This window comes from Shimazuella kribbensis DSM 45090 (assembly GCF_000428065.1).
Classification (GTDB): Bacteria; Bacillota; Bacilli; order Thermoactinomycetales; family Thermoactinomycetaceae; genus Shimazuella; species Shimazuella kribbensis.
This window is the reverse complement of sequence record NZ_ATZF01000006.1, coordinates 66,308-81,068: the sequence shown is the minus strand read 5'-3', so window position 1 is coordinate 81,068 and position 14,761 is coordinate 66,308. Positions and strand designations below refer to the sequence as shown.

The 14,761-nt window shown below is 37.6% G+C and carries 18 protein-coding genes and 1 pseudogene; 12 read left to right on the top strand and 7 right to left on the bottom strand.

The annotated features are described in order from the left end of the window. The first annotated feature begins 29 nt into the window (after nucleotides 1–29). From A3GQ_RS0110700 to A3GQ_RS25675, 3 genes are read left to right on the top strand one after another with little or no spacing between them, the layout of a single operon-like run. The gene (locus tag A3GQ_RS0110700; protein WP_028777044.1) at nucleotides 30–1,661 is read left to right on the top strand and encodes an asparagine synthase-related protein; all 1,632 of its coding nucleotides are present in this window, start codon (nucleotides 30–32) and stop codon (nucleotides 1,659–1,661) included. 3 nt (nucleotides 1,662–1,664) lie between these two features. Beyond that, nucleotides 1,665–1,922, top strand: a complete 258-nt coding sequence (locus tag A3GQ_RS0110695; RefSeq protein ID WP_028777043.1) for a PqqD family protein — start codon at nucleotides 1,665–1,667, stop codon at nucleotides 1,920–1,922. Further along, on the top strand, nucleotides 1,919–2,281 hold the full coding sequence (locus A3GQ_RS25675; protein WP_051271594.1) for a lasso peptide biosynthesis B2 protein: 363 nt from the start codon (nucleotides 1,919–1,921) through the stop codon (nucleotides 2,279–2,281). Before A3GQ_RS0110695 ends, A3GQ_RS25675 begins: the two co-directional genes overlap by 4 nt. 321 nt (nucleotides 2,282–2,602) lie before the next feature. Here A3GQ_RS25675 and A3GQ_RS0110685 read toward each other — a convergent pair whose 3' ends face one another. The 3 genes from A3GQ_RS0110685 to A3GQ_RS0110675 all read right to left on the bottom strand — a co-directional run bounded on the left by A3GQ_RS0110685 (nucleotide 2,603) and on the right by A3GQ_RS0110675 (nucleotide 4,637). Next, nucleotides 2,603–2,782, bottom strand: a complete 180-nt coding sequence (locus A3GQ_RS0110685; RefSeq protein WP_028777042.1) for a hypothetical protein — start codon at nucleotides 2,780–2,782, stop codon at nucleotides 2,603–2,605. A gap of 104 nt (nucleotides 2,783–2,886) precedes the next feature. Beyond that, nucleotides 2,887–3,426: a hypothetical protein gene (locus tag A3GQ_RS0110680; RefSeq protein WP_028777041.1), complete on the bottom strand. Its 540-nt coding sequence runs from the start codon at nucleotides 3,424–3,426 to the stop codon at nucleotides 2,887–2,889. Then, entirely contained in the window at nucleotides 3,423–4,637 is a 1,215-nt protein-coding gene (locus tag A3GQ_RS0110675; protein ID WP_028777040.1) for an MFS transporter, read from the bottom strand. Before A3GQ_RS0110675 ends, A3GQ_RS0110680 begins: the two co-directional genes overlap by 4 nt. Nucleotides 4,638–4,738: 101 nt before the next feature. On the opposite strand from A3GQ_RS0110675, the pseudogene A3GQ_RS24090 reads away from it, so the two are divergent. Then, a pseudogene (locus A3GQ_RS24090) lies at nucleotides 4,739–5,089 on the top strand (manganese catalase family protein); the annotation flags it as partial. Between the two features lie 296 nt (nucleotides 5,090–5,385). Here the strand turns inward: A3GQ_RS24090 and A3GQ_RS27830 are convergent. Beyond that, a complete protein-coding gene (locus A3GQ_RS27830; RefSeq protein ID WP_083964188.1) occupies nucleotides 5,386–5,775 on the bottom strand; it encodes a hypothetical protein in 390 nt (129 codons plus the stop codon). Nucleotides 5,776–6,310: 535 nt separating this feature from the next. Here A3GQ_RS27830 and A3GQ_RS24085 point away from each other — a divergent pair. The 5 genes from A3GQ_RS24085 (at nucleotide 6,311) to A3GQ_RS0110625 (ending at nucleotide 9,549) form a co-directional block, all read left to right on the top strand. Continuing rightward, nucleotides 6,311–6,661 (top strand): TetR family transcriptional regulator C-terminal domain-containing protein, encoded by a 351-nt coding sequence (locus tag A3GQ_RS24085; RefSeq protein ID WP_342664999.1) that lies wholly within the window; start codon nucleotides 6,311–6,313, stop codon nucleotides 6,659–6,661. 118 nt (nucleotides 6,662–6,779) lie between these two features. Then, nucleotides 6,780–7,133, top strand: a complete 354-nt coding sequence (locus A3GQ_RS27825) for an NAD(P)-binding domain-containing protein (RefSeq protein WP_028777038.1) — start codon at nucleotides 6,780–6,782, stop codon at nucleotides 7,131–7,133. Continuing rightward, the gene (locus A3GQ_RS27820) at nucleotides 7,126–7,359 is read left to right on the top strand and encodes an NAD(P)-binding domain-containing protein (RefSeq protein ID WP_028777037.1); all 234 of its coding nucleotides are present in this window, start codon (nucleotides 7,126–7,128) and stop codon (nucleotides 7,357–7,359) included. The genes A3GQ_RS27825 and A3GQ_RS27820 overlap by 8 nt, the downstream gene beginning before the upstream one ends. Nucleotides 7,360–7,906: 547 nt before the next feature. Beyond that, nucleotides 7,907–8,620: a B3/B4 domain-containing protein gene (locus tag A3GQ_RS0110630; RefSeq protein WP_028777035.1), complete on the top strand. Its 714-nt coding sequence runs from the start codon at nucleotides 7,907–7,909 to the stop codon at nucleotides 8,618–8,620. Between the two features lie 248 nt (nucleotides 8,621–8,868). Next, entirely contained in the window at nucleotides 8,869–9,549 is a 681-nt protein-coding gene (locus A3GQ_RS0110625; protein WP_028777034.1) for a hypothetical protein, read from the top strand. 111 nt (nucleotides 9,550–9,660) lie between these two features. On the opposite strand, the gene A3GQ_RS0110620 is transcribed toward A3GQ_RS0110625, so the two are convergent. From A3GQ_RS0110620 to A3GQ_RS0110610, 3 genes are all read right to left on the bottom strand, one after another. Continuing rightward, a complete protein-coding gene (locus A3GQ_RS0110620) occupies nucleotides 9,661–9,912 on the bottom strand; it encodes a hypothetical protein (RefSeq protein ID WP_028777033.1) in 252 nt (83 codons plus the stop codon). Nucleotides 9,913–10,246: 334 nt separating this feature from the next. Beyond that, the gene (locus A3GQ_RS0110615) at nucleotides 10,247–11,362 is read right to left on the bottom strand and encodes a mandelate racemase/muconate lactonizing enzyme family protein (protein WP_028777032.1); all 1,116 of its coding nucleotides are present in this window, start codon (nucleotides 11,360–11,362) and stop codon (nucleotides 10,247–10,249) included. Nucleotides 11,363–11,556: 194 nt separating this feature from the next. Continuing rightward, nucleotides 11,557–13,173: a putative polysaccharide biosynthesis protein gene (locus A3GQ_RS0110610; protein WP_028777031.1), complete on the bottom strand. Its 1,617-nt coding sequence runs from the start codon at nucleotides 13,171–13,173 to the stop codon at nucleotides 11,557–11,559. A 319-nt stretch (nucleotides 13,174–13,492) separates the two neighbouring features. On the opposite strand from A3GQ_RS0110610, the gene remA reads away from it, so the two are divergent. From remA to rpoZ, 3 genes are all read left to right on the top strand, one after another. Continuing rightward, a complete protein-coding gene (gene remA, locus A3GQ_RS0110605; RefSeq protein WP_028777030.1) occupies nucleotides 13,493–13,765 on the top strand; it encodes an extracellular matrix/biofilm regulator RemA in 273 nt (90 codons plus the stop codon). A gap of 62 nt (nucleotides 13,766–13,827) precedes the next feature. Next, nucleotides 13,828–14,433 (top strand): guanylate kinase, encoded by a 606-nt coding sequence (gene gmk / locus A3GQ_RS0110600; protein WP_028777029.1) that lies wholly within the window; start codon nucleotides 13,828–13,830, stop codon nucleotides 14,431–14,433. A gap of 25 nt (nucleotides 14,434–14,458) precedes the next feature. Then, nucleotides 14,459–14,674, top strand: coding sequence for a DNA-directed RNA polymerase subunit omega (gene rpoZ, locus A3GQ_RS0110595; RefSeq protein WP_028777028.1), 216 nt, complete (start codon nucleotides 14,459–14,461; stop codon nucleotides 14,672–14,674). Nucleotides 14,675–14,761: the final 87 nt, after the last annotated feature.

Genomic DNA, 14,761 nt, shown 5'->3' with positions numbered 1-14,761 from the left:
GCGTCTCTTTTTTTAAAGGAGAGATATTGGTGTTTTTTTCTAGCTATCAAACAAATCATTTAGTCATGGATGAGATTTTAGATCATTATGTTTATCACAAAGATGGGGATGCAGAGTGTTATTTTATTGGAGAGATATTATCTGACCAAGAAGCTACCTATCACGCATTTCAGGAGTTTCAACGCACCTTACATCCTCATACTATTCTCTTTTTAAGAGGAAACTATCAAACAATAATAAGGGTCTCAAATGAATTATGGCTTTTCTCTGATTTAGGGAATGTCAGACCGATTTATTATACAAAGAAAGACAAACAATGGTTAATCTCCTCTCACCTCACACGACTAAATGATATAGTTGATTCCCCTTTTAATACCTCTTGGTTTCGTCGGTCTTTATCAACAAGCGGATTTCATATTGAAACAGAGACTCCTTTTCAAAAAATCCAGATGGTTCCTGGAGGGATGGCACTTTATATAAATAGTGATCAGGATCGAGTAGACTTTTTCCAAGCTTGGAACATTGATATGGAGGAGAATCTCTCTTGGGAGATGGCACAGAATGAATTGAATGAGGAATTAACAGCTTCGGTAGCTTTACGATGTCAAAACAAGAAGATTACATCGGACTTAAGTGGTGGATTGGATTCATCTACCATCACATGTATTGCTTCTAAAGAAAACCTAGTTAAGTCTGTGACAATCATCGGTAAAGAAGAAAATGAAGACGGAGAGATAGCTCAGGAGATTGCAAAAATACAAAAAAATATTAAACAAACCTTATTGAGTCAAGGGGATATTCCATCGATTTATTCCCACATGGATAGATTCAGGGGGGATAGTCCGATTTCATTTCTTTGGTCCGCAAATAAAACATATAAAATTATTCAATGGGCAAAAGAAAATAAATCAGACATTCACTTTAGTGGTGAAGGTGGAGATATTGTTTTAGAAGCTGATCATTCCTATCTTGTTGATTTAATTTTCAAAGGGAAATGGAAGACATTTTATTCACATATAAGAGGTTGGGCTGACGTGAAAAAGCAATCACCTCTAACTTGGTTAATTGGTTCATTCCGTGTTGGATTAGGTTTACCATTTAAACCAAAACAAAGGCATCCTCTCGCTCTTACACATAACTCAGCAAATTGGTTAAACTTCTCAACTTCTATTAAAAAATTTAGATACTCGAAATGTCTTGGGGTTTCTAATACCATTCATGGAATTCACTATCTTGGATATATTTCGAGTGGGCTGAGAAATTTAGCAAAACAAGAACAGGTAAACATGAGTTTTCCTTATTTAGACCATAATGTTCTTCGCACTTGTATCCGAACACTTCCAGAGAATCGAATGGATCCTTATGAATTGAAACCTCTATTGAAAAGATCATTCCATAGTGATCTACCTTCATGTTTGTTGAATCGAAACACTAAAGGAAACTATACTGCGGACGTTTATCATGGAATGGAGCAGAATTATTCATGGTTTCACAAATCATTTCGAGAAATGCATTTATCCGAGATGGGCTTAGTAGATAAAGATAAATTTCGAGAGTGTTTTCATCGTTTATTAATTGGAGCTCCAGTTAGATTACCTGAGTTTAATCAAACACTTGCATTAGAGATGTGGCTTCGTCAATTTAAACAGGAGAGAGGGTAAAGCATGTACATTGTACCTGAGTACATTCAAATAACAGAAATTGAAGAAAAGTATGTCCTTTTAGATTGTCGGGATAATTATTTTTATGGAATCAGTAAGTCTGGTGGAGAGTTTTTGGAACAAATCAAAAGTCATGGGGATTTGGAAAAAGCGATTAAACGATTGAGCAATGTCTACAATATCTCCTTAGATAGGATAGAAGAAGATATGGTTACTTTTTTAGAGAAGCTCAGCGAGAAGGGGTTGATTTTAAAACGATGATGCGTGCATGGATTTCCATTGTCTTAGCTACTTTTCTCATTAAGAACCGTAGTATGGAGCAACTATCCCCTCTATTAAAAAAAAGAAAGATGAGTTGCCCACAGGAGTGGTCTTACGATGATACTAAAGTGGCTTGGACTCAAATCAATAAGGCTAAAAAACTTTTTTTGTCTCGAACTGCTTGTTTAGAACAATCTCTAGCTTTATTTCTTTATGCAACTTCAAAAAGTAAAAAAGTAGATTTATGTGTAGGTGTGAGGGTAGCTCCATTTGTTTCTCATGCTTGGATAGAGGTAAATGGAGTGCCAGTACAAGAAGACTTATCAATTAAGTCTTACAAAAAAATATTAGTAGTATGACCAAAAAAATCCCCGATTCCACCACTACCGAAAGCCGAAACACCGAAACGTTTCGGTAAATCGGTACCTCCGAGAGTGGGGGAGAGGGGGGGTAACCTGTTTTTTTGACTCTAGATTTTGTTGATTCAAACTTATCAAAGCATCTATGATAAAGTATTAATTTACGGTGTCTAGATCAGGGCGTGACCTTTATCTAGACTGGGATGATGAGAGCAAAGCTGAAGCCTATTGTAGCCCTCAGTCCCTACGCTGATGTTAAGAATCAGCGTCTTTCGGACAGGATCCTCACCAAAGGTTGCGCAGCGTATGCACGGTACCGATCTACCCCTTGTCCTTGAGGCGATTGACCTTGTCCAAGATCGCCATTACTTCTACGGATTCAGTTCCATCCAAGAACTCTCCATTTCCAAGGGGGATTTCGTCGGTCAGCTTCTTCCTCAGAACACGGTATGCGATGAAGCTGAGAACGAAGCCGATGATGGTTACTGCTGCCTTACGCATCTTACCTTTACCTCCAGGAGATCAACTTGTCAACCTATTTAAATAGTATCATAATATCCATTTTTCAGTCTATATGAAGAATATCCCAAGGGTGGGTGAGGAAGTTAACTTGTTTTCTGATTTTGTTTTAACTGTGCTTGGGAGTGGGGATGCATTCCTCTTTTGTATTTGTTTTTGGAAAAAGTCCTGTCTAAATCGATATCTCTATATTGGTAGTGAGTAATAGTAGGTTCATCATATCGTAGTATCTTATTTTTGGCTTTCCTCGTGCGGTCTTCCAGTTCTTTATCATAATTGATCCTTAATTTCTTTCCAGCTACTCTTGCCTTCTCAATTTGATGTTTGGGAAGCTCCCAGTTAATGATCCAATCGTGGATGGCATCATCCATCTGGATCTCATCTGGAACAAGTGTCCGAGGGAGAATGGGATGATTGGTCCCAAACAGATCCCTCAATTTCCCCCAGAAACTTTTCTCCTCATCCTCATCTTCCAACTCAAATATGGTTATATATTTCTTGCGTGATATGCGACCTGGGAAGACCATCGTTTCCACAGATACAGTTACTATGTAGTTTCCGTATGCGGTTCCTAGCTCGATGTCTTCCTCATCCACTACTGTGTACTGGTCTTTGTAGTATCTCATGCAATTTGCTCAGCCTTTACTCTTTTCATAGCTTTTTCTGCTTTATTTTTTTTCACTCCAGCAAGATCTGCTAGACCTCGAATGCTCGGACGCTTTCCGTTTTCTTTTATATATTCGAGGGCCATATGATAAACATGTTCATCATCATCAAAAGTGTCTGCTTCATCTAATAAATGATTAATGCGATTTGCTATTTTTGTCCGAGCTGTCCGTTGTCCGTTTTCTGATAAGGGTGTCTGTCTGCTGATTGTGTCCGGAGTGCCCGAGATTTTTAAACTGTCTGTCTGAGTGTCTGTTTGCTCATGTGTTTGATTGTCTAAGGTGTCCGAAATTGTCCGTAATGTAATTTTGTCCGAACTGTCCGAGTTATGGAGAGTGTCCGTTTCTTTTGTCTGGACACTACTGTTTGCACTGTCCGTTTCAATCTGTCCGAGTGTCCGACTGCTTATATTTTCTACTGTCTGAGCGTCTGTCTGGTTAGAGGCAGTGTCTATGTTTTCGAAGTGTCCGTCCATATTTTCTCTACGGTCCGAGGTGTCTGTTTTAATCTGTCCTAAGTACTGTCCGTTAAAGAAATATCGCTTTGCTGTCTGTCTGGACACTTTCTTTCTATTTGTCCGAATGATTCTGATTTGTCTGTCTGGGTGTCCGAAAGTGTCCGCTGTCTGAGTATCCGTTTCGCTGTCCGTGTCCGAAAGTGTTCGAGTGTCTGGACTGTCTAATGGTGTCCGTCTGAAAAAAGAAGTAACTGTCTGAAAAAATGTCCGAACAGTTTTGTCCGTCTGTCCGTTTTTCTCATTTTGCTGGACAAGAGCACTTGCAAAGATGGCAGATGCGATGATGGTTCCTGCTGTGATGGATACCCCTGTGAATATTCCCCAACCACCATAGTTTACTAATGATGAAACATTACCAATGAGATTAATGATCAGTCCGAATCCAAATCCCCAAATAACAGCCGTTGGTATTCTTGTTTTCAAGAAACTGTAGAAGATAATTACTATCTCAGATACTCCGAGGATCACTTCTACAAACATTGTATAGGATGTAGCTAATGATCCAGTCATCCCTGAAATGGTGGCGAATTCATGTGTGTGGTTCCAACTCATGTATATACCATTACTAAAAACAACTACTGCCCCAATCAGTAAAAGAGAACGGAGGAGGAAAGCTCCGATCCATTCTCCTAGTTTTGATAATGCATTATTCATTTTTTAAAATCCTCCATTACATTGTTGTAAATGCCCAACATATAGTTAAAAGGATTCAAATAACTTGTATGTAAAGGCTTGAAAAATGTACCTATAATGTAATGGTTAATAAACTTCTAAAAGATGCGACTAAAGAACAGATCAAAGAAGCAGGGCTTGAAGAACACTATGTCAACCACAATGTTTCCTTGTTTTATACAAGTGCTGCGGCAAATCCATTTACGGCTACATACATAGCATCTAAAGGTGACCCTATAGCAGATTTATACGAAGACATCGCAGCAGAAGAAAAAGCGAGAGCTACATACCAATGGATCATTGATATGTCGGATGATCCAGATATCAATGATTCTTTGAAATTTCTACGAGAGAGGGAAATTGTACATGCACAGCGTTTCCGTGAGGCAGTGGAGATAGTGCAGGAGTATCAGGGGCAGAAGAAGTTTTTTTAGATCTGATTGGATGACTTTATTATGAGCTACCGAGAAGGCAGGTGTAATATCTATCAGATAAGAAGGTTCAAGACGACTACTTTTATTACAGTAACTAAAATTAACCAAAAAAGGGTATCGATTTGTGACAGTTTCCCAATTGTTGCAAGCGAAATAAACAAACGGACAACTGATAGTGAACTCCCCCCTCCTCTCTCGAAATGATTCGTAAATCGGTACCTCCAAGAGTGGGGAGAGGAGATTAACTTGTTTATTGTGGATATGTATAAACTGGCTCCATGCAAGGAGCCAGTAGATTAGGTAAATCGTCGGCGACAACTTACTATGATTCTCGTTCCTCTTTGTAAGAAAATAGTTCTAGTAAATATAGGTCTACCACATACAAAAATAAATCTTCTACGAGAACTTTGGCAAATAGCCACTAATACTTCTCCTCTGCGGAGTCGACGAGTGATGGTTCTTCCAGAGAAAGTACCGCAAGTACGGGAAACGATTTGTCCAGGACGTAAAGTGATGACTTCCGTTCTAAAACGGTGGTGATGTTTATGGTGACGATGCTTGCGATGGTGCTTGCGATGGTGCTTGTGATGATGTTTATGATGGTGTTCATGGTGATGTTCATGTTCATCGTGATGTTCATGTTCATCGTGATGTTCATGTTCACAATCATCTAATATAATGTTCAATTCATTACCTCCTTTCATTAGATTGATATATTCTATGTAGAAAGGATGAGAATGGATTGATTCAAACATCTATTTAAGTGAGAGGTAGAGTGAACTTGTTTTCTGATTCTGTTTTAGACTTGTCTGGGAATTGGGATGCATCCCTCTTTTGTACTTCTTATCGGAAAAAGTCCTGTCTAAATCGATATCACTATATTGGTAGTGGGAAATAGTAGGTTCATCGTATCGTAGTATCTTATTTTTCACTTTCTTCGTTCGGTCTTCTAGCTCTTTATCATAACTAATTCTTACTATCTTTCCAGCTGCTTTGGCCCTCTCCATTTGATGCTTAGGAAGTTTCCAATCGATGGTCCAGTCGTGGATCGCATCATCCGTTTTGTAATATTGTCCGAACTGTCCGAGTCATGGAAACTGTTTATCGCTTCTGTCTGGACACTACTGTCTGTGCTGTCCGATTGTCTGTTCTTCTCATTCTGACGGACAAGTGTACTAGCAAAGCTAGCAGCTGCAATGATGGTTCCTGCGGTGATGCACGATCAAGAAGCGCATTCGTAATTTTTTGATGGATATTGTAGAGGAAGAGCTTAATGACGAAAAAGGACGCGGATGTATGACCGCGAACGCGGCACTGGAGCATGCAAGTCAGGATGAAAAAGTGGCTGAGATTGTATCCCAAAATTTAAATTATTTAGAGGTGGCATTATACGGGGTATTTCGTAGTGCACAAGAGAATGATGAAATTCCATCACATAAAAATGCCCGTGCACTTGCACGATTTGTATTGAACACGGTTCAAGGGCTACGAGTACTAAGTAAAGGATGTCTTGGTAAGAATCGAAGACAGATTTTGATTGACGTGGTTGATGTAACGATCGAAGCTATTTGATTCATCCTTACTAAACTCAAACTACCTGCATTCATCGCAGGGATTTTTTTATCCTGTTTTGGTACGATCATTCTAAAACTAAAACCTATCATTTTCTATATCCCTAGGAGGAGTCGACATGTCGAATAAGAAAAATGCAGAACAAGTAAAAACTATTGCTGTTTTAGGAACAGGTATCATTGGTTCACCTGTTGCTCGCAATTTACAGAACAATTTGTTCCATGTACGAGTTTGGAATCGGACACGATCAAAGGCTGAGCCGCTTGCTTCCCATGGTATTGATGTGGCTGATTCACCTCAGGAAGCCGTTAAAGGTGCAGATGTTATCATTACACTGCTCAAGGATGGACCGAATGTACTAGAAACAATGAAATCTGCTGTTCTAGGTCTGCAAAAAGGAGCGATTTGGATCCAGATGAGTACAGTTAGAGTCACAGCAATCGATGATCTAGCTTCGTTTGACAATGGATAGTGGATTTTTCCAGTTAAAAGCAGCATCTATTCTAGCAAATGATTATACAGCTAGCTTTTCGATTGCAAACGCAGTGAAAGATGCGGAGTTAGTTGTGGAGGCTGCAGAGAAGTCGGGTGTTCTCGTAGATACTGCTGTCGCAGGTTTGAAGAGATTTGAGCGAGCACTTCATGCTGGTTATGGGGATAAAGATATGGCTGCTTCTGGTTTAGGGGAAATAGAGTAATGAGTTTACAAGAAAATAATCAATCGATTATTTCTACTCAGGTAATTTCTAAGGAAGAAAAACTTCCTATAGGGCACTTACTAGCATACGAAGGTAGAATAAATGCATTATCCATATGATCAAAGCTGATGATGCAGTATCATCCGTAAATGATTGGCAAAAAAAGACTACCCAGTTTTATTCATACGTTGGAGCTGGGAATCATTTGGATATGCTTGTTCATCCATTTCTTGAAAAAAATGTGGTAGTAATTCGTTGTATTATACTACAATTCTCCTTTATAGGAAAAAGGACTTGTGCAATTTATTTACAATAAGTCCTTTTTTAATTAAAAATAGTATTTAAGCCAAACGAAGGATAAGGCGATAACATAATCCCAAAATTTACGTTAAAATCTTATCATCGTTGGTGTTTTCCAGTTTACAAAGTGATGGGAGTATCATATTTAGATTATCAGAGATGATAGCGAATCAATTTTATGGGTTATTTCCACTATTATTTCCTCTGTTAACTGGTACAGATCATTAGAATGAATGGAGAGAATTTCGTGCAAAAATTTATCATTGAAGATGATTTTTGGTCCTTATTTCCCAATGCAAAGGTTGGAGTGGTATTAAGTAGAGGAATAAATAACTCAATAAGAGATGTTGAAGTTTATGAAAAAATGTTAGAAGAAGCAGGGAAAGAGGCTCTTAGACATATCGAAATGGATGATTTTAGTAAAAATTCAGCTATCTTTGTTTGGAGGGAAGCTTTTCAGAAATTTAAAACAAAGAAAGGAGCGAGGTCTTCGATTGAAGCATTATTGAAAAGAGTGAAGAATGGCAATTCGATTCGACCAATAAATCCACTTGTTGATATTTATAATTCCATTTCACTGCGTTATGGACTCCCATGTGGGGGAGAAGATATAGATTCTTTTGTGGGTAACATACGATTAACGAAGGCAAATGGAAATGAATCATTTATTCCTTTAGGGAGTGATGAAAATATTCCTCCATATGAAGGAGAGATTATTTACAAAGATGATGCAGGTGCGATATGTAGATGTTGGAATTGGCGAGAAGCTTTGAGAACAATGCTGACAGAAAACACAAAAAATGCTTTCCTATGCTTGGAGTTAGTAGATGAGACAAGAATCGATGAGTTTCGTATGGCACTTAAAGAATTGGCTGAATTAGGATCGCATCATCTTGGAGGTAAGGCTGAAATTCATGTGTTAGACAGGAATAAAAAAGAAATTATGCTTAAAAACATATAATGGGATAGGAACAAAAAGTTTGTTCATCTGAAGGAAGCAAATTAGGAAAAGCTTAAACAAATCTTGAAAGTGAGTGATCAAGATCTGTTTAAGCACATGTTTCTCTTTTAGGTATAGGGAGGTGATGAAGCTTTTAATAATAAATTATTTTTAATTGTTGACTTAGTATAGGGGGGTATAGTATATTTATATCAAGAAGGAAATGAATAAAACAACTAACAAGGAAAAGCAAAAGGAGACAAACAAAAATGGAAAACCATCATCATCATCATCATACAACAGCAAACAATACCAATAACACCTTAAACGTAAAGGTTGATTATCAAAATGAGATTATCACGATTGATCTAAAAGATAATGAAAATAATCCCCCTGAACTAGAAATAAATCATGAGAAACGTTTGCATCTTATTGTCGTAAGTGCGGATTTAAAGGAATATTATCATTTGCATCCAATCGATAAAGGAAATGGAATTTTTGAGCAAGCATTTAAATTGAAAGATAATGCATATAAAGTTTTTGTAGATATTCAACCTAAAAACATAGCCTATCATAATAAAGCAATTGAATTGGAAGTGGGACAATCCCATTCTGTACATCATATTCATCCTTTAGAAGTAGATACAACGTTTGTAAAATCTATTGATAATAAAACAGTCGAACTTACCATTGATTCTCTTGGTGTGCACCAGAATACAACATTCCGTTTTGATAGTAAAAACGGAAAACCTGATCCTTATCTAGGGGCATTGGGACATGTTGTGATTTTGGATGAATCAGCGGAGACCTTTATCCATGTTCATCCAAAATCTGAAAATGAAACGGTTTTTGAGACCCATTTTATGAAGCCTGGAATATATAAACTTTGGGGAGAATTTAAATTTGGGGAACAAGTTCATGCCTACCCATTTGTAATTGAAGTGAAATAAAAAGGAACATATAGGATTTGAATTGAAAAACCAGCTTTGATGAAAAGCTGGTTTTTATTTATTTTTAAACTGGGGTCTAAGTAGGCGTAAACTAAAAATTTTATATTTAAATTATTTTCGAAATGGGTTCTTGAAATTTTTGAATACAACCCATTGTATGACAAAAAGTCCATGCATCATCAATCCGATCATGTAATCACCTGTTACATAACTTAATATCCCGCCTATGAAAAGGGTGAATTTTAATAGTTGCTCCGCTATGAATCCTAATACCCAAACTTTGCGAAGTTGAATTCTAGCCATGATCAAAAGGTATACAGCGAGTAAAATATAGAAAAGTTTGGAGTGTAGAAAGTCTTCCAATAAAAATGCTCCTTCATTTGTTGGTTGTATATTCTGCATTTACTTTTATAGAAATTTCTTTGTTTAGAATAACATAAATAATAATATTGATTAATAAACAGTCTAATCCTTCATGAATTGGCGACTCCCAGTACAATCGGATTGTATTTAGCAGGGAACTGGGTCTGAATAGTCATGGCTTATATGGTGCTTGCACTGTCTGAAAGAAGAGTAGCAGATACAATTACTGAGGAAAGAAATACTTGGAGTAAATAATAGAGCATGATTATATAAATCAAGAGCCCGCATTCTTAACAGGAATTGGGCTCTATTTGATTCCATTATGGAATCAGCGTTATGGTAGTCTGACAGTTTCCTTCGTGATTGTTAATTTTTGAATCTTATCCATATTCACTTCTATACCCAATCCTGGTTTACTGGTTAATGCTGCAAAGGGAAGGTCATAAGCTAAGTCTCCAATATCTTCACTAAATAGCAAAGGTCCTGTTAACTCTGTATGGGTAATATTTTTATGGGATTTGGCAACATGATATCCAGCTGCAGAAGCGATGGAAGACTCCACCATTGAACCAATTTGACAAGAAAGACCTGCGTATTCCGCCATCTTTGTTAATTGAATAGCTGGAAATATTCCCCCACATTTCATCAATTTAATATTGATTCGATCAGCAGCCTGTTTTTTGATTATTTCTATTAAATGATATCCGTTTTGGATACTTTCATCTGCCATGATAGGCAATGTTGTATGTTTTTTTAGTTCTGCTAAACCATCTATGTCGTGTATCATGATCGGTTGTTCCACCCAAGCGATATCATATGATTCTAGTTCGCGAATCGATCGAATCGCTTGCGAATAATTATGCCAACCTTGATTGATATCTACACAGATAATAACTTCTGGTCCTACTGCGTGACGTATTGCTTTGACACGTTGGATGTCATCGTATGGGTCATGTCCTAGTTTTAATTTTAGATACGAATACCCTTCTGATAGCGCTTTCTTTGCATTTGCAGCCATAACAGTTGGTTCATCAATACTTAATACCGCTGGGAAGGTAAGGTTTTTGTGAAATTCTCCACCAATCAAGTTATAGATGGGTTGTCCTGCATATTTTCCCATTAGATCATAGCAAGCAATATCAATAGCAGCTTTTGCGGAAGGGTTTGCATAAATCGTTTGATTAAGCGAATGATGAATCTGTTCGATGGAGAAAGGATTCATCCCCAGTACTACTGGTAGAAGATGTTGCTTTAACACTTGAATCACACTAGAAAAAGTTTCACCAGTGACATGTTCGTCTGGTACTGCTTCTCCATAACCAATTAATCCTTCGTCTGTTTCTAAACGGACAATGATAGATGGCATATAATCATAACGGGAATAAGATATGATAAAGGGTTCTTTGAGTGGTAATTGGATGCCAAAAAGATCTGCTTTTACAATTTTCAATGTATTCCCCTTCTTTGCTTAGAGTAAAATATATAATATTAATCTATTTGTAAATAATTATAATGTTTTTGTAGTGTCAAAAGTCAATATATATATTTAAGCGTTATCTTTGTTTTGGTGGGATAAAAGGGATGTACGATTGGAAGCATTCTTTTGATTTTATAGAATAAAAAAAAGACCTTTGTCAAGGTCTTTTACATACTCTCTACTTGCTTGATCAACTTTAATTTTTGAAAAATACGAACCAATCGGTTACCCATTGGTAACATGCGAAGCTCCGTTTGTGTGACGGTTTTGGTCACCAAAAGTAGGATAAAGTAAAGGATAATCGCAAAGAGGATATAAACAAAACTGATGCCCATATATTCCCAACGATTGAAACCCGCTACTACAAACCAACCACGCAAGACGTGATAAGAGAGATAGAGAATACCCCCCATAATCGCTGAAGCAAGGACTGGTTTTATAAATACATTTTTAATCGAGATTTTGATATTGGTCTTACGAAACACCATCCATAAATTTAATAAACAAACGACAAGATAAGCAATCACCATAGCAATAGCAGAACCGGCTATTCCATATAGTGGAACGAAGATAAAATTACTAATGAATTTGACCGCTGCACCAATTAATAAATGACGAACAGGTAGTTTGTTATATCCCAATCCCTGTAAAATACCAGAGCTAGTAACAGCCAAGGTGCTAAAGATAGCAGAGAAGGAGAGTATCGCTAAGGTTGGAGTACCTTTTGCATCCGTATACATTGCGATATTAAAAGGTTCAGCTAAAATACTGAGTCCCACACTTGCAGGAAGACTGATGACGAGAGTCATCATCCATGCTTGGGAGATTTTATTTTTGACAGCTTCCATATTATTCTTCGCCACATAAGCTCCGATTGCAGGGATCAAAGCAAGCGTCAATGAAGACGAAAAGGTCGAAATAATATTTACAAAAGGTTCTCCGCGTGCATAAATCCCAAAGAGTGTACCTGTCATGGAGGCCGTATTTCCCATGCTTACTAAAATTCTTGGGATAGTTAGTGAATCTACTAATCCAATTAACGGAAGTACAAGCGTAGCAAGGGAAATGGGAATAGCATATGCGATGATTGATTTGGATAAACCCCACAGTGATTCTTTAGAAGAAGAATGGGTTACTTGGATAACTGGTTTTTTTTCTCTAGCGTTGTACCAAAGTACAACCAATAGACCTGCAATAGCACCAAAGACTGCACCAGCTGTGGCGCCAGCCGCTAATATTTCAGCTCCAAAACCAGATACTTTTAACCAGTAGACAAGTCCTATGACTGTTACGACTCGTACTACTTGTTCTATTACTTGCGATATTCCAGTAGGCATCATTTGTTGATGTCCTTGGAAATAGCCTCGATATGCTCCCATAACAGGAACAATGATAATAGCAGCTGCAAGCACTTGAATAGGTAGCGTATTTTGGGGGCTTTTTAGCATGACATTTGCGATGAAAGGAGCACCAAAAAACAGAATAATTCCAAAGAAAATCCCTGTTACTGAGAGGATGATAGCAGCAGCTTTTTTTACTCTTTGTGCACCTTCATAATCTTCTTTTGCAAGCCTTTCTGCTACAAATTTGGAAACAGTGATAGGTATTCCTGCAGATGCGATCATGAGTAGGATAGAATAAAAAGGAAATGAAATCCGATACAACCCCACGATATGATCGCCTGCGATGTTTTGTAAGGGAGCCCAAAAGAGACTACCCAGTATTTTTGTAAGAAGAGTAGCAACACTGAGTATCAAGGTTCCTTTTACGATTTTGTTTGACATGAATCAAGCTTCCTTTTACCATTTTTACAATATCGTCTCTATTCTAACAGGAATGGGTGGAAAAAACGAGATAGGTCAGTGATGAAATGATGACACTGATAGTGGGATTCCCGTTTTATGTAGAATGATGGAGGCTGTTTATTTCAAGAACTTTTTATTGCTGAATAATAGAGTTAATCTTTTGTATTTTGGCTCATTTGAACGCTGCATTATCATAAATTCTTAACTTCGTTTGTTGCGTCTTCCAGTAAAACCAACTACAATAGCATAGAGAGTTTTATAAGCGATATTCCCAGCATGGGTGAGGAGGAGCAACATTTTGGGCATTAAATTAATTAATATAGGTTTTGGTAACATCGTTTCGGCAAATCGAATTGTGTCGATTGTGAGTCCTGATTCCGCACCAATCAAAAGAATTATACAGGAAGCGCGTGATCGAGGTGTACTCATTGATGCTACATATGGACGACGAACCCGTGCGGTCATCATAACAGATAGTGATCATGTTATTTTATCTGCTGTCCAACCGGAAACAGTCGCACAACGTTTAGCGAATGTTACGAAAGAACAGTCAGAGGAATTAGTAGATTAGTCGAAGAATAAATTGGTAATAACTACTAAAAGATGTTAGAGTAGAAAGGTATACGATAAGTCATGACAAATCCCAGTTATCAAGACCGCGGTCTTCTTATTGTTGTATCGGGGCCTTCTGGTGTAGGTAAAGGAACGGTGTGCGGGATGCTGCGTAAACGCAATCCCAATCTGATCTACTCTGTATCCGCTACGACCCGTTCTCCAAGACAAGGAGAGCAACATGGAGTGAACTATTTCTTCCATACAAGAGATGAGTTTTTTACCATGATGGAAAATGGTAAATTAATTGAATGGGCAGAGTATGTTGGAAATTACTATGGGACTCCTCGCCAGTTTGTAGAAGATAAATTGAATGCAGGTGAAGATGTTATCTTGGAGATTGAAGTTCAAGGTGCCAAGCAAGTCAAAGAACAATTCCCTGAAGGGATTTTTATTTTTCTACTACCACCATCAATGGATGAATTAAAACGTAGAATCATGGGACGAGGAACTGAAACAGTATCTACGATACAGCGTCGTCTCCATGTGGCTTCAAGTGAATGCAGAGAACTGACTATGTATGATTATGCAGTGATTAATGATCGATTGGAACGTGCTTGCGAAAAGATCGAAGCGATCTTGCTTGCGGAGCATTGTCATACTTCAAGAGTGATTATGGAAGATTAACCGTGTTGGATAGGAGGAATGGATTGTGTTATATCCATCTATAGATAAATTAATGGCAAAAGTAGATAGTAAATATTCCTTAGTTGTACTTGCAGCAAAACGGGCAAGAGGACTATTGGAAGGTCAAAACGCTCATATCAAAGCGCAATCGAGCAAGCATGTTGGGGTAGCTTTAGAAGAAATCTCATCCAATATTGTTGTGACACCTATGCGAGCAAGAAGAAATACAGAAGAAAAGTAAGGAAAGTTTGATAAAATAAACAACCTGATAGTGAGGTTGTTATTTTTTTCGTAAATAAGATAGGAAAGATATGATATCTATCAACAG